The following is a 19,122-nucleotide window of genomic DNA, read 5'->3' on the forward strand; positions in this document are numbered from 1 at the left end:
TGGGAGAAGGTGGCGCGAAGCGCCGGATGAGGGGTTGCTTCAGCGAATTCTATTGGAAGAAATTTACGCGCGGATAGAGACCCCTCACCCGTCTCGCCGCTGTCGCGGCGAGATCTCCCACAAGGGGAGAGGGAAAGAATCCCGCCCCTTCCGTCCACATCAACGCACACTTGCCGCTGGATGACATCACGGCTCTCGTGAGATGATCGCCGCCACGATCGCTTTCGGATGCCAAGAACATGATGACGCTGCGCCAGGTTGAAGTGATCCGTGCCGTGATGGTGACGGGCACCATTGGGGGCGCGGCGAAGCTGCTCAACGTGTCGGCGCCGGGGATCAGTCGACTCGTCAAATACACCGAGCGCTCGCTCGGCATCCGCTTCTTCCAGCGCCAGAACGGACGTTATTTCCCGACGCCGGAGGCCGAGACCATCTTCGAGCAGATCAACGGGGTCTACAAGAAGGTCGACGACCTCTCCGAGATCATCTCCAAGATCGGCCGCGGCGGATTGTCGGAGTTGCGCATCGGCTCCGTGCCGAGCATCTCGCAGGTGATGGTGCCGCGCGCGATCGAGCGGGTCCGGCGCCGCTATCCCGATCTTGGCATCGACATCAACATCCTCAAGCTCGAGGAAGCGATCGACTATCTCATGCTCGGCCGTGGCGAGTGCGTGGCGATGAGCTACCGGCTGGAGCATTCCGGGCTCGACTTCATGCCGCTCGCCTCGGGCGAGCTCTATTGCATCGTGCCGCCGGGCCACGAGCTCGCCGGCCGCAAGCAGGTCTCCGCCGCCGAGATCACCCGCTATCCGCTGATCGGCATCGACCCCAACGACCCCTACGGCCGGATCATGGCCGAGATCTTCGCGCGCTACCGGCTCGACTACAACATCACCATCCGCGCCCGCTTCGGCACCACGGTCTGCGCGCTGGTGAAGGCGGGGCTCGGCATCGCCATCATCGACCAGTTCACGGTGGCCCATGGCGGCTATCCCGGCATCGAGCTGATCAAGATCACCGAGCCGACGCGGTTCGACACCTATATCGCGGTGAAGCGCGGCGCGCCGCTGTCGCTTCATGTGGAGTATTTCATCGAGTCCCTGCGCGCCGAAATGCGCGCGGTCGAGCCGTCCCGCGGCAACGGCAAGGCTGCGCCGGCACGCGGGCGGAAGAAATAACATTATGTTAGGTTTGCCCGATAAAAGGGTAATTGTGTTAGTCGGGGGAAAGGCTATCGTTCCACGTGGAAGCCCCCTTGGAATTGCGCGCATTTCGCGGCTAATGACCGGAAATCACCGCTCACCACCAGGCGATAGTCGATCATGTCAAAGCGCGGACCCGCCGCATCCAAGAAGCTCCTGACCGGCCTGATCGGCGCGCCGATCGCGCATTCCGCCTCCCCCGCCATGCATGAGCGCGCCGCGGAGGCGCTTGGCCTGCGCGGCCATTATCAGCTCATCGAAGTGGCCGGTGCCGACTCGGCCGGGCTCGCCATGATGCTGGAAGGCGTACGGCGCCTTGGCTTTGCCGGCGTCAACGTCACCTTTCCCTACAAGGAGGCGGTGGTCCCGCTGCTCGACGAGCTGGCACCGGCTGCGGCCAGCATGGGGGCGGTCAACACCGTTGTCGTCAGGGATAACAGGCTGATCGGCCACAACACCGACACGACCGGCTTTGCGCGCGCCGTCACGCCGCTGCTGGCGCCCGCGGGGAACGCGGTCGCCGTGATCGGCACCGGCGGCGTCGGCAAGGCGATCGCCTTTGCACTGGCGAGCCTAGAGGTGGCTGACATCCGCATCTTCGACAGCGAGCCGGCGCGGGCCGAAAAACTCGCCGCGCTCCTGGCCAGGCATGGTGGTACGCGCGTGGCTGTGAGCGTCAAGGACGCACTCGACGGCGCAACCGGCCTCGTCAACGGCACACCGGTCGGCATGCTGCCGAACCGGGAAACGCCGGTCGCGCCGACGCTGCTGCGTGAAAACCTGTGGGTCGCCGACGCCGTCTATTCGCCGCTGATCACACCGCTGCTGGCGGCAGCCCAAGCCAAGGGCGCGCGGATCATGACTGGGCGGGAGCTTGCGATCTACCAGGCCGCCGACGCTTTCGAACTGTTTACGGGCCTTGCCCCATCGACCGAGATCATGGGAGAGGCATTTGACGAGGTGATGGCGGCACGAAGCTCAGCCTATCACGCAGCGTAACCGAAGCGGCCGGACACAAGGCCGTCACCAGAACCGAAGACACCAAGGGAGGATGAGATGAAATCCACACTACTGGCAGGCGCCCTGCTTGCCTTCGCGACTGCAACCAGCGTTCAGGCACAGGCGATCAAGCTCGCCGACGTCGCCGAACTCTCGGGCGGCGGCGCCACCGTCGGCACCAACTGGAAGAACGGCATCGATCTTGCGATCGAGGAGATCAACGCCAAGGGCGGCGTGCTCGGCCGCAAGCTCGAGGTCACCCACGCCGACTCGCAATCCAACCCCGGCGTCGCCCGCGCCCAGGTGCAGAAGGCGCTCGACGCCGAGCCCTATGTGCTGCTCGGGCCCGGCTATTCCGGCTCGGTGAAGGTCACCGCGCCGCTCGCGGCCGAAGCCGGCATTGCGCAGATCATGGGCGGCGAAGCCGCCGAGCTGACGCAGGCCGGCAACAAGTTCCTGTTCCGCACCTCGTTCGGCCAGCAGTCGTCGATGCCGAAGGTCGCAAAATACATCCACGACGACATGAAGGCGAAGACGGTCGCGGTGGTCTGGGTCAACAACGACTTTGGCCGCGGCGGACGCGACGTCGTCGTCAAGGAGCTCGACCGGCTCGGCTCCAAGGTGGTCGCCGATCTCTCCACCGAAGCGGGCCAGGCCGATTTCGCCGCCGACGTCGGCAAGATCAAGGCCGCCAATCCCGATGCCGTGTTCGTCTATCTCAACGAGGAAGAGAGCGCGCGCATCCTGAAGGAGCTGAAGCGCCAGGGCGTCAATGCGCCGCTGATGGGCGAGACCACGCTGATCGGCCAGAAGGTGATCGAGCTTGCCGGCGACGCCGCCAACGGCGCGCGCGGCCATGTCGGCCTCACCACCGACGCGCCGGTCGATCTGATCAAGGCGTTCCGCGACAAGTTTTCCAAGAAGTACAATTACGTCCCTGATCATAACGGCCTGAAGGGCTACCTCGCCGTCTACATGGTGAAGGCCACCACCGAGAAGATGGGCAAGGTCGATTCCAAGGCGTTCGCCGACACGCTGCACGGATTGACGATCAAGGCCACTGAGGAGCCGGGCATCTTGATGGACGTCACCTTCAGCGACACCGGCGACATCGACCGCCAGAGCTTTCTGGTCGAAGTGGTCGAAGGCAAGCAGGTGGTGAAGCAGGTGCTGCCGAAGGTGAAGTGAGGTCTTCGCCTCTCCCCGCACGCGGGGAGAGGCCGGAATTTGCACAAGCAAATTCCGGGTGAGGGGGAGCCTCCACGAGTCCGACTAACAGCGACCTCGCGGAGACTCCCCTCACCCCAACCCTCTCCCCGCAAGCGGGGAGAGGGAGAAGAGAGAGGGGAAGATGTCCAATCTGTTCGATCTACTGGTCGCAGGACTTGCCACCGGCGCGATCTACGCGCTGGTCGCGGTCGGCTTCACGCTGCTGTGGCAGACCTCGCAGACCATCAATTTCGCGCAAGGCGAGTTCGTGATGCTGCCGGCGTTTTTGATGCTGGCGGCGATGCATGCCGGTGCGCCGTTCTGGCTCGCGATCATCCTCGGCATTCTGCTCTCGATGATCCTGCTGGGCCTCGCCTTCAAGATGCTGCTGGTCGATCCGATGATGCGCCATGGCGTGCTGCCGCTCGCGATCGCGACCATGGCGCTGGCGATTGGCCTCAAGGAAGCCGTCAAGCAGTTCTTCAGCGCGGAAGCCTCGCCCTTCCCCTCGATCGTGCCGACCGGTGACATCTCCATCCTCGGCCACGCCGTCTCGCTGCAAAGCATCGGCGTGCTCGTCGTCGCCATTGTTGCGGTGTTCGGCCTGACCACGCTACTCAACCGCACCTCGCTCGGCCATCAGATGCAGGCGGCGGCGCAGAACCCGACGGTGGCGCGGATCATCGGCGTGCCGGTCGAGCGCATGATCCTGCTGACCTTCCTGATCAACGCCTTCCTGGTCGCGCTGGCCTCGCTGCTGATCACACCGATTTACCTCGCCAAATTCTCTTCCGGCGAGGTGCTGGGCCAGGCCGCCTTCATCGCGGCGATCGTCGGCGGCTTCAACCAGGTCCGCGGCGCCATCGCCGGCGGCCTGTTGATCGGCGTGCTCGACAATCTCGCGGCGAGCTACGTCTCCACCCAGTACCGCGCCGCGGTGCCGCTGATCTTCCTGATCGTCGTCATTCTGTTCCGGCCGCAGGGACTGATGGGCCGCGCCGAGGAGCGCACGGTATGAGCGGCTTCGCCAAACCCCTGAAGATCGCGCTCGGCCTCATCGTCATCGCCGGCCTGATCATCGTCCCCATGAACTTCAACCGCTATGGCCTGTTCATCCTGAGCCAATGGGCGGTGATGACGATTGCCGCGATGGGCCTCAACCTCACGCTCGGCTATGCCGGCCAGGTCTCGCTGGCGCAGGGCGCGTTCGTCGGCATCGGCGCCTATGCGGCGGCGATCATGACCACGCATGGCTGGCCGCTGCCGGCCGCAATCGTGGTCGCGATCGTCCTCAGTTTTGCGGTCGGATGGGTGCTCGGCTATCCTGCGCTGCGGGTGCAGCACCATTACCTTGCCTTCGTTACGCTCGCCTTCTCCACCCTTGCTTTCCTCGTATTCCGCAACGAGAGCTGGCTCACCGGCGGCATCTACGGCATCTCCAACATTCCCCGCCCGCACGTCTTCGGCATCGCGACCAACAAGCCGCTGCCGTTCTATTATGTCTGCCTCGGCTCGCTTGCGATCGTCTCGGTCGCGGTGTGGTGGCTGATCCGCTCGCCCTGGGGCCGCGCCTTCATGGCGCTGCGTGAGAATCCCTTGCGTGCCCAGTCGCTCGGCATCGACACGCGGCGCTACACGCTGATGGCGTTTGCGATCGGCTCGGCGCTCGGCGGCGTTGCCGGTGCGCTCTATGCGCCGCTGACGCAATATATCGATCCCGTGCCGTTCAACCTGTCGCTCTCGCTCGACCTCTTGATGATGGTGATCGTCGGCGGCGCCGGCTTCTTCCTCGGCCCATTCCTCGGGGCGATGATCGCTGTGCTGCTGCCGGAATGGCTGCGCTTCACGGAAGGGTATTATCTGATGATCTACGCGGTCGCGGTGATGCTGCTGCTGATCTGGTCGCCGACCGGCATTCTGGGAATCCTCGACCGCTATCTCGCCGAGCGCCGTACCAAGGCGGCCTCCGCGTTGCGCGCCGTCGCGAAGTCGCGTCTGGAGACGGTGCAATGAGCGCAGTCCTCGAAGTCACCAACATCAAGAAGAATTTTGGCGGCATCAGCGCCGTCGCCGACGTCAGCTTCGATGTCCGCGAAGGCGAGATCCTCGGCCTGATCGGACCGAACGGCTGCGGCAAGTCGACATTGTTCAACTGCATCCTCGGCCAGCTCACCCCGAGCGGCGGCGAAGTGAAGCTCGACGGCAAGGTCGTCACGGGCTTACGCCCCTCCGAGCTCAACAAGCTCGGCGTCAGCCGCACCTTCCAGCTGTTGCAGGTATTCCCGAAGCTTTCGGTGCGGGAGAACCTGATCCTCGCGGGACAAGAGCATCAGGGCAACATGGCCTCGCGCCTGGTCGGACGCTCCGATGCCGGGCTGACGGAGGCCGCCAACCAGATGATCGGCTTCTTCAAGCTCGACCATCTCGCCGCCGAGCCCGCCGGCGGTCTCTCCTACGGCCAGCAAAAGCTGCTCGACGCCGCCATGGCCTTCATGGGCGGCCCGCGCCTGGTGCTGCTCGACGAGCCCGCCGGCGGCGTCAATCCGTCGATGCTGTCGGATCTCAAGGAGCGACTGGTCGCGATCAACCGCGAGAAGAACGCCACCTTCGTCGTGATCGAGCACAATATGGAATTCGTGATGTCGTTGTGCTCGCGCGTGATGGTGATGGCGGAAGGCAAGGTGCTGGCGATGGGGCGCCCCGACGAGGTGCGAAAAAACCCCGCCGTGATCGAAGCCTATCTCGGACATTAGGAGAGCGAGCCATGAGCGACCCGATCCTCTCGGTTCACAATCTCGTCGGCGGCTACGGCAAGATGACGATCCTGAACGGCACGACCTTTTCGGTGCCGCCGGCGACCATCACCACCATCATCGGCCCGAACGGCGCCGGCAAGTCCACCGTGTTCAAGGCGATCTTCGGCCTGCTGAAGTTGCGTGACGGCAAGATCAGCTTTGCGAGCCGCGACGTCACCAATTTGAGCCAGCGCGCACTGCTCAATGCCGGCATCTGCTACGTGCCGCAGGGCCGCAACATTTTCCCGGAGCTCTCGGTCCGCAGCAACATCGAGCTCGGCGGGGTCTCAGCCGGGAAAGGCATCGACCTGCCCAAGCGGATCGAAGCTGCGCTCGATCTGTTTCCGGCGCTGCGCCGCAAGTCGGCGCAGCAGGCCTCGACGCTCTCCGGCGGCGAGCAGAAGCAGCTCGAGATCGCCCGCTCGCTGCTGCTTGAGCCAAAACTCGTGCTGATCGACGAGCCCTCGATCGGCCTGTCGCCGCTGATGGTGCAGCAGACCTTCGACATCCTCAAATCCCTGCGTGATCGCGGCGTGACGATTCTCATGATCGAGCAGAACGCGCGCTCGGCGCTGGAGATCTCCGATATCGGCATCGTGCTCGAGCTCGGCCAGACCCGCATGATCGACAAGGCGGAGCGCATCCTGAACGATCCCCGCATCGGCCAGCTCTTCCTCGGGGGAGCCATGGAGGAGACCGCGGCATGAGCGCGCGAATGCGCATCGGCGTTGCCGGCGCCGGCCTGATCGGCCGCCGCCATATCGAGTTGATCGTAGCATCGCCCGACCGCGAGCTCGCCGGCATCGCCGACCCCTCGCCCGCCGCGAAAGACTATGCGCAAGGCCGCGGCACATCCTGCTATACGGATCATCGCGCGCTGCTGGAACAGGAAAAGCCTGACGGCTTCATCATCGCCTCGCCCAACACGCTGCATTTGCCGATGGCGCTCGATTGCGCGCTGGCGGGCGTGCCGGCGCTGATCGAAAAGCCGGTGACGGAGACGGTGGCCACCGCGCAGCGCCTTTGCGCCGCAATCAAGCGAGCCGGCGTGCCGATGCTGGTCGGCCATCACCGCCGGCACAATCCCATTGTCAAGGCCGTGCGCGAGATGGTCGCGACCGGCAAGCTCGGTCAGCTCACCGCCGTGGTCGGGCTGTGGCTGCTCAGAAAGCCCGACGATTATTTCGAGGTCGCGTGGCGCCGCGAGCAAGGCGGCGGGCCGCTGCTGATCAATCTCATCCATGACATTGATAACCTCCGCTTCATCTGCGGCGAGATCACCGAGGTGCAGGCGCTCACCTCGAACAAGGTGCGCGGCTTTGCCGTCGAGGACACCGCGGCGCTGCTGCTGCGTTTCGCCAGCGGCGCGCTCGGAACCGTGACCGTATCGGATGCGACACCGGCGCCGTGGAGCTGGGAACTCGCATCGGGCGAGAACCCCGCTTATCCCAAGCAGGACCAGCCCTGCTACATCTTCTCCGGCACCGCAGGATCGTTGTCCGTGCCGAACATGGAACTGTGGTCCTACGCACAGCAGGCCGGATGGTACGCGCCGCTCTCGCGCGCCACCGTCGCGCCGGCGGCGATCGATCCGCTGGCCGAACAGCTCCGGCATTTCTGCGCAGTCATCAGAGGCCATGAACAGCCGCTGATCTCGGCCGAGGACGCGATGGGAACGCTCGCCGTCGTCGAAGCCGTCAGCGAGGCTGCGCGCACCGGCCAAAAGATATCCCCGGGCCACATCACGGAGCAGGCAGCATGAACAAGCGCTCGATCGCGACCGTCTCTCTCTCCGGAGCGCTGGACGAAAAGCTCCGCGCCATCGCCGCCGCCGGCTTCGACGAGGTCGAGATCTTCGAGAACGATTTGCTGTCGTTCGGCGCAGGCCCGCGCGACATCGCAAAGCTCTGCGGCGATCTCAATCTCAAGATTTGCGCCTTCCAGCCGTTCCGCGATTTCGAGGGCATGCCGGAGCCGCAGCGTGCCCGCAATTTTGCCCGCGCCGAGCGGAAGTTCGATCTGATGCAGGAGCTCGGCACCGATCTGCTGCTGATCTGCTCCAATGTCTCGCCCTCATCTCTCGGCGGCATCGACCGCGCCGCGGACGATTTTCGCGAGCTCGGCGATCGCGCCGCCAAGCGGGGCTTGCGCGTCGGCTACGAGGCGCTGGCCTGGGGACGCCATGTCAACGACTATCGCGATGCCTGGGAGATCGTGCGGCGGGCCGATCACCCGGCGATCGGTGTCATCCTCGACAGTTTTCACGCGCTGGCGCCCGGCTTTCCGGTCCGCGCCATGGCCTCGATCCCCGGCGACAAGATCTTTCTGGTGCAGCTTGCCGACGCGCCAAAGCTCGCGCTCGACATCCTGTCGTGGAGCCGGCACTTCCGCTCCTTCCCCGGCCAGGGCGACCTGCCGGTCGGCGAATTCATGCAGGCGGTCGCGGCGACCGGCTATGCCGGGCCGCTGTCGCTGGAGATCTTCAACGACCAGTTCCGCGCCGGCTCGGCCGCGCAGACCGCGGTCGACGGCCTGCGCTCGCTGATCCTGCTGGAGGACCAGCTTGCACCGGATTGGCCGAAGCTCATCAGTGAGCCACTGGCACCGAAGGCAAAGAGTCGCGGCACCGGGTTCATCGAGTTTGCCGTCAACGAGACCAAGGCCGGCGAGCTCGCCGGCCTGCTCGCGCAGCTCGGCTTCCGCAAGACCGGCAAGCATCGCAGCAAGGCGGTGGAGCGCTGGTCGCAGGGCAAGGCCGAGCTCGTGATCAACTGCGAGACCGACGGCTTTGCGCATTCGCACTACGTCACCCACGGCCCCGGCGTCTGCGCGATCGCGCTCGACGTCGACAATGCGGGGCTTGCCATGCAGCGCGCTGAGACGCTCAAGACGCGCACCTTCTACCAGCCGGTCGGGCCGGGCGAGCTGGAAATCCCCGCGATCCATGGCGTCGGCGGCAGCCTGCTCTATTTCCTCGACCAGGCCGGCAAGAACTGGGACACCGATTTCGACCCCGTCGCGAGCGACGCCAGCAAGGACGCGCTGCTCGCCGTCGACCACATCGCGCAGTCGATGCCCTATGACGAGATGCTGTCCTGGCTGTTGTTTTACACCGGCATCCTCGACCTCAAGCGCCTGCCGCAGATGGAGATCGCCGATCCCAGAGGCCTCGTGCAGAGCCAGGCCATCATCAACGCCGACCAGAGCCTGCGCTTCGTGCTCAACGGCTCGTCCGCCAACCGCACCCTGCCGGCACGCTTCATCTCGGAGTTCTTCGGTTCGGGCGTGCAGCACGTCGCGTTTGCATGCCGGGACATTTTTGCGACGGTGGCCGCAATGCGCGCCCGCGGCGCGGACTTCCTGGATATCCCCGACAATTATTACGACGACATCGAAGCCAAATACGACCTCGCGCCCGAGCTGATGGCGCAACTGCGCGCCAACCACATCCTCTACGATCGCGAGGGCGACGGCGAGTTCTTCCAGGTCTACACTCACATCTTCGACGAGCGGTTCTTCTTCGAGATCGTGGAGCGGAGGAATTATCAGGGGTTCGGCGCGGCGAATGCAGGGATCAGACTTGCGGCGCAGTCACGCGAAGTGCGGCCAACGAGCATGCCAAGGGTGTAGGTGCCTTTGCCTCTCCCCGCTTGCGGGGAGAGGCCGGATTGCATCGCAGATGCAATCCGGGTGAGGGGGAGCCTCCGCAAGTCACATGACAATCAGGAGCCTCGATCTCTCAACACGTCATTGCGAGCGCAGCGAAGCAATCCAGAGTCTTTCCGCGGAAGGATTCTGGATTGCTTCGCTGCGCTCGCAACGACGGTGTGGCGTGAGATTGTGAAACTAACTTCTACCGTCCCCGCGGAGACTCCCCCTCACCCCAACCCTCTCCCCGCACGCGGGGAGAGGGAGAAGCAAGACCTCACTTCATCTGGCACTTGTCGTGGAAACGATCCTGGTCGTTCTCCACGATCGTCGCGACCGTCTTCAGCGAAAGCTGGCCTTCGGCGTCCTTGACCACGTCCTGGAGATAGAAACTCTGCACCGGGATGTGATTGTTGCCGTATTTGAACGCACCGCGCAGCGACTTGAAGTTGGCCTTCTCCATCTCGGCCTTCATCGCGTCCTTCTTGCTGGTGTCGCCCTTCACCGCGACCACCGCGCTGTTGATGAGCTGGGCCGCGTCATAGGCCTGCGCGCCGTAGTAGGTCGGGCGCAGATTGGTGTACTTCTTGCGGTAGTCGGCGACGAAGCGCTTGTTCTGCTCGTTCGGAAGGTCGTTGACCCACTCCTGCGCACCGGGCACGCCGAGCGCGTTCTCCTTCTGCAGCGGCAGCGACAGCTCGTCGACGGTGAACGCCGTATAGAGCGGCATCGTGCTCTTCAGGCCCGCCTGCGCATATTGATTGAGGAACTGCACGCCAGCCGCACCGGGATAGAATACGAAGATCGACTCGGCACCCGAGGCGCGCGCCTTGGAGAGCTCGGCGGAGAAATCGAGCTGGCTCGGCCAGACCGTATATTCCTCGCCCTTGATCTCGCCCTTGAAGGTGTTCTTGACGCCCGCGAGCATGTCCTTGCCGGCGGCGTAGTTCGGCCCGATTAGGAAGACGCTCTTGACGCCCTTCTGGTTCATGTAGACGCCCATGGCCTGCGGCGTCTGGTCGTTCTGCCAGGAGGTCGAGAACACGTAAGGCGAGCAGAGTTCACCCGCGAGCTGAGACGGGCCGGCATTGGCCGAGATCAGGAAGGTCTGCGAATCCGCCGCGGTCTTCAGCGAGGCCAGGAGCACGTTCGACCAGATATAGCCGACGATGAAATCGACCTTGTCGGACTGGACCAGCTTCTCGGTCTTCTGCTTGCCGACGTCGGGCTTCTGTCCGTCGTCCTCGTAGATCACCTCGACCGGCTTGCCGTCCATCTTGCGGCCGAGATGATCGAGCGCAAGCTCGAAGGAATTGCGCATGTCGTTGCCGATCACGGCGGTCGGACCGCTGAAGGTCGAGACAAAACCGATCTTGATGGTGTCGCCGGCGAATGCCGGATTTGCCAGCGCGAGCGCAGCCGCACCCGCCAGCCAGAATGCCGTCCTCATAACCACTCCCCTCCTTATTATTGATCCCGGAAACGGGGTGATCGCCGCCCCGGGTCGTCTCTATTGAACGCAAAATCTGTCGCGCCGCCAATGGCTCAGCGGCCGCCCCTGCACCATATTTCGCCCCAATCGAGAATGGCAAGAAATATAATTCTACTCACTTCGGCCAAGACCGGTCCAAGCCTGCGGCGCTTTTTCGCGGATGACGATACGCCCAGCCTATGCCGCGATTGATGACGGCTACTGGACTACGGCGCCCAATGCGCACTTACATGAAGGTGAGCAGCAGAGATTCGAGGGTCCATCATGTCCGCAAATCCCCACCGCGTCGTCATCGTCGGAGCCGGCTTCGGCGGGCTGGAGGCGACCTACCGGCTTGCGGGCGCGGGCGTCGAGATCACGCTGATCGACCGCCGCAACCACCATCTGTTTCAGCCGCTGCTTTACCAGGTCGCGACAGCTTCGCTTGCGACCAGCGAGATCGCCTGGCCGGTGCGGCATCTCATGCGCGACCGGCGCGAAGTCACGACGCTGTTCGCGACCGTGAGCGGGGTGGATGCCGCGCGACGCTGTGTGCTGATCGACGACGGCAGCGAGGTGCCCTACGACACGCTGGTGCTCGCCACCGGCGCGCGGCACGCCTATTTCGGCCATGACGAATGGGAGCGGTTCGCGCCGGGCCTGAAGACGCTGGAGGATGCGACCACCTTGCGCCGGCACATCCTGGTGGCGTTCGAGCGCGCCGAGCGCGAGACCGATCCAGCCAAACGCGCAGCGCGGCTAACCTTCGTCATCGTCGGCGCCGGCCCGACCGGCGTCGAGCTCGCCGGCACGATCGCGGAGATGGCGCATCACACTTTGCCCGCCGATTTCCGCAACATCGACACGCACAAGGCCCGCGTGGTGCTGATCGAGGCGGGGCCGCGCGTGCTTGCGGGCTTTCCCGATGACCTCTCGGCCTATGCGCAGGCTTCGCTGGAAAAGATCGGCGTCGAGGTCGTGCTCGGACAGGCCGTCACCGAGATCAACCGTGAAGGCGTCGTGTTCGGCGGCAAGCTGCTCGAGGCAAAGACACGAATCTGGGCCGCCGGCGTGCGCGCCTCGCCCGCCGCCGAATGGCTGGGCGCACCAAGCGATCGCGCCGGGCGCGTGGAGGTCGAGGCCGACCTGACCATCCCGGGCCATCCCGAGATCTTTGCGATCGGCGACACCGTTTTGATCAACGCCTGGGACGGCAAGCCTGTGCCCGGCATCGCGCCCGCGGCAAAGCAACAGGGGAAGCACGTCGCCGAGACCATCAAGGCGCGGCTGCGCGGCGAGAACAAAGGTGCATTCCGTTACAAGCACTCCGGCAGCCTCGCGCAGATCGGGAAACGGCTCGCCGTGATCGATTTTGGCAAGGTCAAACTGCGCGGCACCATCGCATGGTGGATCTGGGGCATCGCCCACATCTACTTCCTGATCGGCCTGCGCCATCGCCTCAGCGTTGCGCTGAGCTGGCTCTGGATCTACGCGCGAGACCAACGGGCGGCGCGGTTGATCACGCAGGGGAGTAGCAAGGTGGTGTAGCCTTTCTTCCCTCTCCTCTTGTGGGAGAAGGTGGCGCGAAGCGCCGGATGAGGGGTTCTCTCCGCTCGGACGACCATTCGTGAGGAGAGAACCCCGCACCCGGCTTCGCCTCGCGAAGTCACCCTCTCCCACAAGGGGCGAGGGTGCAGCAGCGCTCGTTGCTGTCTTTTACTTTACCAGCTCACACCCGCCCTCCGCGATCGGCCGGAACGCCTGGTCCGCCGGGATCGTCGAGACCAGCTTGTAATAATCATACGGATATTTCGACTCGTCCGGCTTCTTCACCTCGAACAGATACATGGGATGCACGACGCGACCGTCCTGGCGAATCGCAGTGTCGCCGAACAGCTTGTCCTTGCCTCTGAACTTCTTCATCTCGGGCACGGCGTCCTTGGCGTTGTCGCTGCCGGTCGCCGCCACCGCGTTGAGATAAGCCAGTGTCGAGGCATAGACGCCAGCCTGGTTGCCGCTCGGCATCTTGCCGTTCATGCCGGGCCGCGCGGCGAAGCGTTTCGCGAAGGCGCGGGTATCGTCGTTCATGTCCCAGTAAAAGGCTTCCATGAGCTGGAGACCCTGCGCGACCTTGATGCCCATGCCGTGGACGTCGTTGATGAAGAGCAGGAAGGCGACGAGCTTCTGCCCGCCCTGCTGCACCCCGAACTCGGCCGCCTGCTTCACCGCGTTGATGGTGTCGCCGCCAGCATTGGCAAGGCCGATCACCTGGGCTTTCGAATTCTGCGCCTGCAACAGGAACGAGGCGAAGTCGGAGGTGCCGAGCGGATGCTTTGACGAGCCCAGCACCTTGCCGCCATGCCCCTCGATATATTTCTGCGCTTCCGCCTCGATGCCCTTGCCGAGCGCATAGTCCACCGTGAGGAAGTACCAGTCCTTGCCGCCGCGCGACATCATCGCGGCCGCGGTGGTGTTGCCGGTCGCCCAGGCGTCGTTGACCCACTGGATGGTATTGGGCGAGCACGCCTTGCCGGTGAGATCCGAGCTCGCCGTGGACGACGCCAGAAAGGTCATGCGGCTGTCGCGCAGCAGCGTGTTGATGGAAAGGCCGACGGCTGAATTCGGCACGTCGACGATGGCATCGACGCCTTCGACATCGAGCCATTTGCGCGCGATGGCGTTGCCGACATCGGCCTTGTTCTGGTGATCGGCATAAACGATCTCGACCTTGATACCTTTGCCGCCGCCGTTGAAATCCTCAGCTGCCATGCGCGCGGCCTCGACCGAGCCCATGCCATTGGTGTCCTGGAAGATGCCGGAGATGTCGTTGAGCACGCCGACGCGCACGACATTGTCGGAGATCTCGGCGCTTGCCGCGCCGCTCATCAGGCTCGCGGCCAGCGCGAGCGTCCGCTTCAGGTTCTTCATTGGTCCCTCCCCTATTATTTGGTGGCCAGCCGCGTCAGGCCGGCGTGATCGTCACCGGCAGGCTGTCGAGCCCGCGCAGCGTATTGTTGAAGCGCCGTTTTGGTTCGCCCGTGATCTCGATGCTGGCGACACGGCGCGCCAGCGCCGCGAGCATCGTCTCGCCTTCGAGCCGCGCCACGAGCTGGCCGACGCACATGTGAATGCCGGAGCCATAGCCGACATGGCCGGAGGTGCGGCGGGTGATGTCGTAGCTGTCAGGCTTGTCCCAACGCCGCGGATCGCGATTGGCGGCAGCGAGGAACATCAGGACTTTCTCGCCCTCGCCGATCATCGCGCCTGACAGCTCGACCTCACGCGTCGTGGTGCGGAAGAAGGTCTGCACCGGGCTCTCGAACCGCACGGCTTCCTCGAAGGCGTTGCGCGCCAGTGTGAGATCGCCGCGCAGGCGCTGCCATTGCTCCGGGAAGCGCGCGAGGCAAAAGACAGCGGCGCCGATGCCGTTGACGGTGGTGTCGAGGCCGGCAGAGAGTAGCGAGCGCACCAGAAGCGGCGCCTCGGGCGCCGTGATCGCGCCCTCGTCGACATGGGCGTGAATGCAGGCGCCGATACCGCCGGGCGTGAGGTTTTCACGCTGACATTGCGCGGTGACGTAAGCCTGATGCGGCGTCGAACGCGCGATCGCTTCCTGGCGCAGCTCGTTCGGCGGGCCGAAGGCGTTGAACACGACGCTTGCATAGGGGATGAGATGCTCGCGTCCCTCCGGCTTCAGGCCAAGCGCATCCGGAAAGATCGAGAGCGGATAGGCTTCCGCGAGATCCGTGACGGCGTCAAAGCTCCGCTTGTCGAGCAGCGCGTCGACCCGAGCCTCGGCCGCCGCGGCAAAGCGGTCGCGGAGCCCTTTCATCACCGTCGGCGACAACACTTTTGACAGCACGGCACGGGTGCGGCTGTGCGCGGGCGGATCGGCCTCGAGGATCAGGCTCGGCGGACGCCACGGCGTCTCCTTCTTGAAATCGGACAGGCCGACGCCACGGCTGGAGCAGAATGTGGCGGGATCGTTCAGCACGGCATGGACCTCGGCATGGCGCGCCACGCCATAGACATTCCACTTGTCGAGATAGACCACCGGCCCCGCCTCCCGCAGCTTCTCATGGGTCGGATAGGGATCGGCAAAAAAATTCATCGCGAAAGGATCGACGTCGAGATGCGGGACGCCCGATACGGCGGAGCCGGGTGCGCTCATGAAAATCCTCCCTCATTTTGATCTTGTGAAAGGGCGGCGCTTGCCCTTAGGTCATCAGGCGCGCCGCGAGTGAGCCCGATATGCCGCCTTCGACCAGATCCCGCCAAAAGCCTGCGCCCACCGACGTGGGACCGACGCTCGACCTCGACCGTTACGTCCCGGCCTTCATCACCTTCATCGCCAACAAGCTCTCGAACAGCGCGACTGCGTTCTATCAGAAGCAGTTCGGCGTCAACGTCACGGAGTGGCGGATCATGTCGCTGCTGGCGATCGAGCCCGGCATCCCGGCCTCGCGCATCTGCCACGTCATCGGCTTCGACAAGGGCCCGGTGAGCCGCACGCTTGCGGGACTGGAGAAGCGCGGGCTGGTGTCGATCCGCACCGACCCGAACGACGGCCGCACCCATTCGATCTCGCTGACGGCGCGGGGCCGCGCCACCCATGACAAGGTGATCGTCGCGGCGTTCGAGCGCGAGCGGCGTCTGTTGTCCTGCCTGAGCAAGGACGAGCGCGAGGCGCTGATCGATCTGCTGCGCCGGCTGCACGAAAATCTCGGCGCGGTGACGGGCAGCAGCACCAGCTGACGCGGCGAGCGCGCGGCGCGCCGTGTTGCCACCTTCAGGCATGCGCAGGCATTTGCCCGCGGCACCGTTCCTGCCGAGCATCGTTTCCTCCGAGATCAGGCGCAGCGGTTCCCCCGCCGTCATCCTTGTCTGGAACGGTTCGCACGAATTAGTTGCTTAAGCAACAAAAGAATCGGCGGGATATTGCGGCAGAATGGCTGGCGTATTGGGCTTGCCCAGCTCTCGTGTCCCGGACGCGCTGCAGCGTGAAACGCTGCTGCGCAGAGCCGGGACCCAACCGGCTGCTTGCGCTAGGAGAGATGGGCCCCGGCTCTGCAGCGCATCACTGCGTGCTGCGCCGCGTCCGGGGCACGAGAGCCGCTAAAGACCAATCCACTCCGCCGACGCATCATCGTCCAGCCGCACGACCGCATCCGCACGCCGGGTCAGCACGGCGCGCTGGTTGATGTAGCCCTTGTCGGTGATCTCGCCGCCGTCGACCGAGGGTGGTTCGGCGAGCAGCAGAGCGCGTGTGGCGTGGCCGGAGGAGTTGGCCCCCTGCTGCTTCAGTCCTGCGAGCCCCTGCGCGATCGCGGCTCTGACCTTCTCATGACCAAGCACATCGCCAACGCCTGCCGTCTCCGGCAAACCGGCATGGGCACGGCACGCCGCAATATTCGGGAACACCAAGAACCGCACCTCGTCGCCGCCGTGCCCTGTGACGACGATATCCTGCGCGAGCGGCGCCAGCGCTGCGATGCCGGCGACACGCAGCGTACCGACGCTGACCCAGGTGCCGGAATTGAGCTTGAAGTCTTCCGCAACGCGGCCGTCGAAGAACAGGCCACACTCGGGGCGCTCCGGGTCGGCAAGCTTTACGGCGTCGCCGATGAGATAGAAGCCCTCCTCGTCAAACGCCTGCCTCGTCAGTTCGGGCGCCTTCCAGTAGCCCGGGGTGACGTTGGGGCCGCGCACGCGCACTTCCAGCTTGTCGCCTGAGGTGACGAGCTTCAGCTCGGTGCCGGGGATCGGCACGCCGATATTGCCGGAACGCTCGGCCAGGAAATGGCAATCGGTCGCAAGCGGGGAAGTTTCCGTCGAGCCCCAGGCCGAGACCATCGGCAGTGGGCGGCCAACGGTCTTGATCGACAGCTGCTCAAGCGCGTCCCAGAGGTTCTGCGGCAGCGCGGCACCGGCATAGAAGGCGAATTTGACCTCGCCAAAGAAGCGGCGGCACAGTTCCTCGTCGCCGCGCATCGCCGCGATCAGCATGTCGAAGCCGCGGGGCACGTTGAAATAGACCGTCGGCATCACGCTTTTCAGATTCGCGAGCGAGGCCGCAAACAGGCCCGGCGCTGGCTTCCCACCGTCGATATAGAGCGACCCGCCATTGCGCAGGACGAGATTGAAATTGTGATTGGCGCCGAATGTGTGGCTCCAGGGCAGCCAGTCGAGGATGACGAGATCATCGCGCCCCTGTTCGAGAAAGGTCCAGGTCTGCGCCTTGGCCTGCTGGCTCGACGTCAGCATGCGCTGGGTGTTGATGACCGCCTTGGGCGTGCCGGTCGAGCCCGAGGTGAACAGGAATTTCGCGATGGTGTCCGGCGTCACCGCTGCGAAGGCGTTTGCGACGCCGGGCGTTTCCAGCGTTGTCGCGACGCTGCGGAAGGCGAGCGCATCGGCATCGCCGGCATTGCCGCTGATGATTTGTGCGCTGTGCAGCGGCTTGATCGCGGCCAGCGCCGCCGCAAAAGGCTTGGTCGCGGAGACATAGATCGCGCCGGGCTCCAGCAACGAGATCATGCTCTTGAGCTTGTCGAAGTCTTTCGACATCAGCGAATAGGCCGGCGAGATTGCCGCGGAGGGCACGCCGACATGCTGGGCGGCCAGCGCAAGCAGCGCGTGATCGATACTGTTGTCGGAGAGGATGACGACGGGACGCTCGGCGCTGAGGCCCTGCGCGAAAATCCAGGACGCCGCCGCGCGTACCCGCCGCAGAGCACCTGCATAGGTCATGGTGGCCCAGGGCGTATCCGCGCTATCACGCTCGGCGAGGAAGATCGTGTCAGGCGCCTGCCGCGCCCATTGTTCGAGCCAGTCGCCGATGCAGCGCGCGCTGTCGCGAAGCGGCTCGGGCGAACGCAGCACGATGCTGCCGTCAGCGCGATGCTCGGCGAGTGTCTTTGGCGTTGCGAACAGGCTTGAAGCGTCGCCGCGAGTGGCGGTCGTCATGTGTTTCCTCCTCGCCCGGATGTCCGGATCGGCCGCAGCCTCGTTCCGGGCCGCTTTGGCCATAATGTTGGGCACGGCAATTGTTGTCGTCAACAACAATCTTCCGCTTGCGAGGTCGAGGCGCTAAGGTTGACCGGCAGGAGACACGATGTGACAGCCAGCGCAGCCCGAGCCGAACCCCGCCCCTCCCTCCGCAAGCGCGCCACCAACGGCGCCGCGCGGCGGATCGACGCGGACGAGATCGGCCTCGACGCGCTGGCCGGGCACGCGGGCTACGCAGTGCGGCGCTTCCAGATCTGGATCTTTCAGGATTTCATCAGGACACTCGGAGATGTCGACATCCGGCCGACGCAATATTCGGTGCTGACGGTGATCGGCGCCAATCCGGGCCTGTCGCAGATGGCAGTGGCCAAGCGCCTCGGCATCGAGCGCGCCCGGCTGGTGCACCTGCTCGACAGCCTGGAGCAGCGCAAGCTGGTGAAGCGGGTCAAGTCGAAGGCGGACCGGCGCTCCCACGCCCTGCACCTCACCGCGCAGGGCGAGACGGCGCTGGCGAAGTTCAAGCGGCTGGCCGCCGAGCACGAGCGGCATGTCGAGGCCAGGATCGGAAAGGCGAACCGGGAGCGGCTGCTCGAGATCCTGGCCGACTTCACCTGATCATGACTGCCCAATATTTACGCAGATGCCCAGAACAGGGCGCTGGCGCGAATGCCCGACCTGCCGTCGAAATATCCCCCAACCCACTGATCTCACGATAATATCTGAGGCATCCGCGTTGCCCGGATTCTGTACACAATGGCACATCGCTTGCTTCAATCCGGGTGGGACCTGT

Annotated in this window: 16 protein-coding genes; 12 read left to right on the top strand and 4 right to left on the bottom strand. The window is 64.7% G+C overall.

What is annotated here, in order from left to right:
* The first annotated feature begins 239 nt into the window (after positions 1–239).
* The 9 genes from AC1RR3_RS16980 (at position 240) to AC1RR3_RS17020 (ending at position 9,835) form a co-directional block, all read left to right on the top strand.
* The gene (locus AC1RR3_RS16980) at positions 240–1,178 is read left to right on the top strand and encodes a LysR family transcriptional regulator (RefSeq protein WP_492824266.1); all 939 of its coding nucleotides are present in this window, start codon (positions 240–242) and stop codon (positions 1,176–1,178) included.
* A 144-nt stretch (positions 1,179–1,322) separates the two neighbouring features.
* Positions 1,323–2,201, top strand: coding sequence for a shikimate dehydrogenase (locus AC1RR3_RS16985; protein ID WP_492824267.1), 879 nt, complete (start codon positions 1,323–1,325; stop codon positions 2,199–2,201).
* 57 nt (positions 2,202–2,258) lie between these two features.
* On the top strand, positions 2,259–3,389 hold the full coding sequence (locus AC1RR3_RS16990) for an ABC transporter substrate-binding protein (RefSeq protein ID WP_492824268.1): 1,131 nt from the start codon (positions 2,259–2,261) through the stop codon (positions 3,387–3,389).
* Between the two features lie 163 nt (positions 3,390–3,552).
* On the top strand, positions 3,553–4,428 hold the full coding sequence (locus AC1RR3_RS16995) for a branched-chain amino acid ABC transporter permease (RefSeq protein WP_492824269.1): 876 nt from the start codon (positions 3,553–3,555) through the stop codon (positions 4,426–4,428).
* Positions 4,425–5,423 (top strand): branched-chain amino acid ABC transporter permease, encoded by a 999-nt coding sequence (locus AC1RR3_RS17000; RefSeq protein ID WP_492824270.1) that lies wholly within the window; start codon positions 4,425–4,427, stop codon positions 5,421–5,423. The genes AC1RR3_RS16995 and AC1RR3_RS17000 overlap by 4 nt, the downstream gene beginning before the upstream one ends.
* The gene (locus AC1RR3_RS17005; protein WP_492824271.1) at positions 5,420–6,163 is read left to right on the top strand and encodes an ABC transporter ATP-binding protein; all 744 of its coding nucleotides are present in this window, start codon (positions 5,420–5,422) and stop codon (positions 6,161–6,163) included. Before AC1RR3_RS17000 ends, AC1RR3_RS17005 begins: the two co-directional genes overlap by 4 nt.
* An 11-nt stretch (positions 6,164–6,174) precedes the next feature.
* The gene (locus AC1RR3_RS17010) at positions 6,175–6,912 is read left to right on the top strand and encodes an ABC transporter ATP-binding protein (RefSeq protein ID WP_492824272.1); all 738 of its coding nucleotides are present in this window, start codon (positions 6,175–6,177) and stop codon (positions 6,910–6,912) included.
* Complete coding sequence (locus AC1RR3_RS17015; protein WP_492824273.1) at positions 6,909–7,967, top strand: Gfo/Idh/MocA family protein; 1,059 nt, start codon at positions 6,909–6,911, stop codon at positions 7,965–7,967. The genes AC1RR3_RS17010 and AC1RR3_RS17015 overlap by 4 nt, the downstream gene beginning before the upstream one ends.
* A complete protein-coding gene (locus tag AC1RR3_RS17020; protein WP_492824274.1) occupies positions 7,964–9,835 on the top strand; it encodes a bifunctional sugar phosphate isomerase/epimerase/4-hydroxyphenylpyruvate dioxygenase family protein in 1,872 nt (623 codons plus the stop codon). Before AC1RR3_RS17015 ends, AC1RR3_RS17020 begins: the two co-directional genes overlap by 4 nt.
* Positions 9,836–10,130: 295 nt before the next feature.
* On the opposite strand, the gene AC1RR3_RS17025 is transcribed toward AC1RR3_RS17020, so the two are convergent.
* Entirely contained in the window at positions 10,131–11,303 is a 1,173-nt protein-coding gene (locus AC1RR3_RS17025; protein WP_492824275.1) for an ABC transporter substrate-binding protein, read from the bottom strand.
* 306 nt (positions 11,304–11,609) lie between these two features.
* On the opposite strand from AC1RR3_RS17025, the gene AC1RR3_RS17030 reads away from it, so the two are divergent.
* Positions 11,610–12,872 carry an NAD(P)/FAD-dependent oxidoreductase gene (locus AC1RR3_RS17030; RefSeq protein WP_492824276.1) on the top strand — a complete coding sequence of 421 codons (1,263 nt, stop codon included), beginning with the start codon at positions 11,610–11,612 and terminating at the stop codon, positions 12,870–12,872.
* Between the two features lie 168 nt (positions 12,873–13,040).
* Here the strand turns inward: AC1RR3_RS17030 and AC1RR3_RS17035 are convergent, their stop codons facing one another.
* Both AC1RR3_RS17035 and AC1RR3_RS17040 read right to left on the bottom strand, forming a co-directional pair.
* Positions 13,041–14,252, bottom strand: coding sequence for an ABC transporter substrate-binding protein (locus tag AC1RR3_RS17035; protein WP_492824277.1), 1,212 nt, complete (start codon positions 14,250–14,252; stop codon positions 13,041–13,043).
* 34 nt (positions 14,253–14,286) lie between these two features.
* Positions 14,287–15,495: a cytochrome P450 gene (locus AC1RR3_RS17040; protein WP_492824278.1), complete on the bottom strand. Its 1,209-nt coding sequence runs from the start codon at positions 15,493–15,495 to the stop codon at positions 14,287–14,289.
* Positions 15,496–15,575: 80 nt separating this feature from the next.
* On the opposite strand from AC1RR3_RS17040, the gene AC1RR3_RS17045 reads away from it, so the two are divergent.
* Complete coding sequence (locus AC1RR3_RS17045; RefSeq protein ID WP_492824279.1) at positions 15,576–16,079, top strand: MarR family winged helix-turn-helix transcriptional regulator; 504 nt, start codon at positions 15,576–15,578, stop codon at positions 16,077–16,079.
* Between the two features lie 360 nt (positions 16,080–16,439).
* On the opposite strand, the gene AC1RR3_RS17050 is transcribed toward AC1RR3_RS17045, so the two are convergent.
* Positions 16,440–18,290 (bottom strand): feruloyl-CoA synthase, encoded by a 1,851-nt coding sequence (locus tag AC1RR3_RS17050; protein ID WP_492824280.1) that lies wholly within the window; start codon positions 18,288–18,290, stop codon positions 16,440–16,442.
* 150 nt (positions 18,291–18,440) lie between these two features.
* On the opposite strand from AC1RR3_RS17050, the gene AC1RR3_RS17055 reads away from it, so the two are divergent.
* Positions 18,441–18,947 (top strand): MarR family winged helix-turn-helix transcriptional regulator, encoded by a 507-nt coding sequence (locus AC1RR3_RS17055; protein ID WP_492824281.1) that lies wholly within the window; start codon positions 18,441–18,443, stop codon positions 18,945–18,947.
* Positions 18,948–19,122 lie beyond the last annotated feature (175 nt).

The sequence above is a fragment of the Bradyrhizobium sp. GW821-FHT13H05 genome (genome assembly GCF_058804065.1).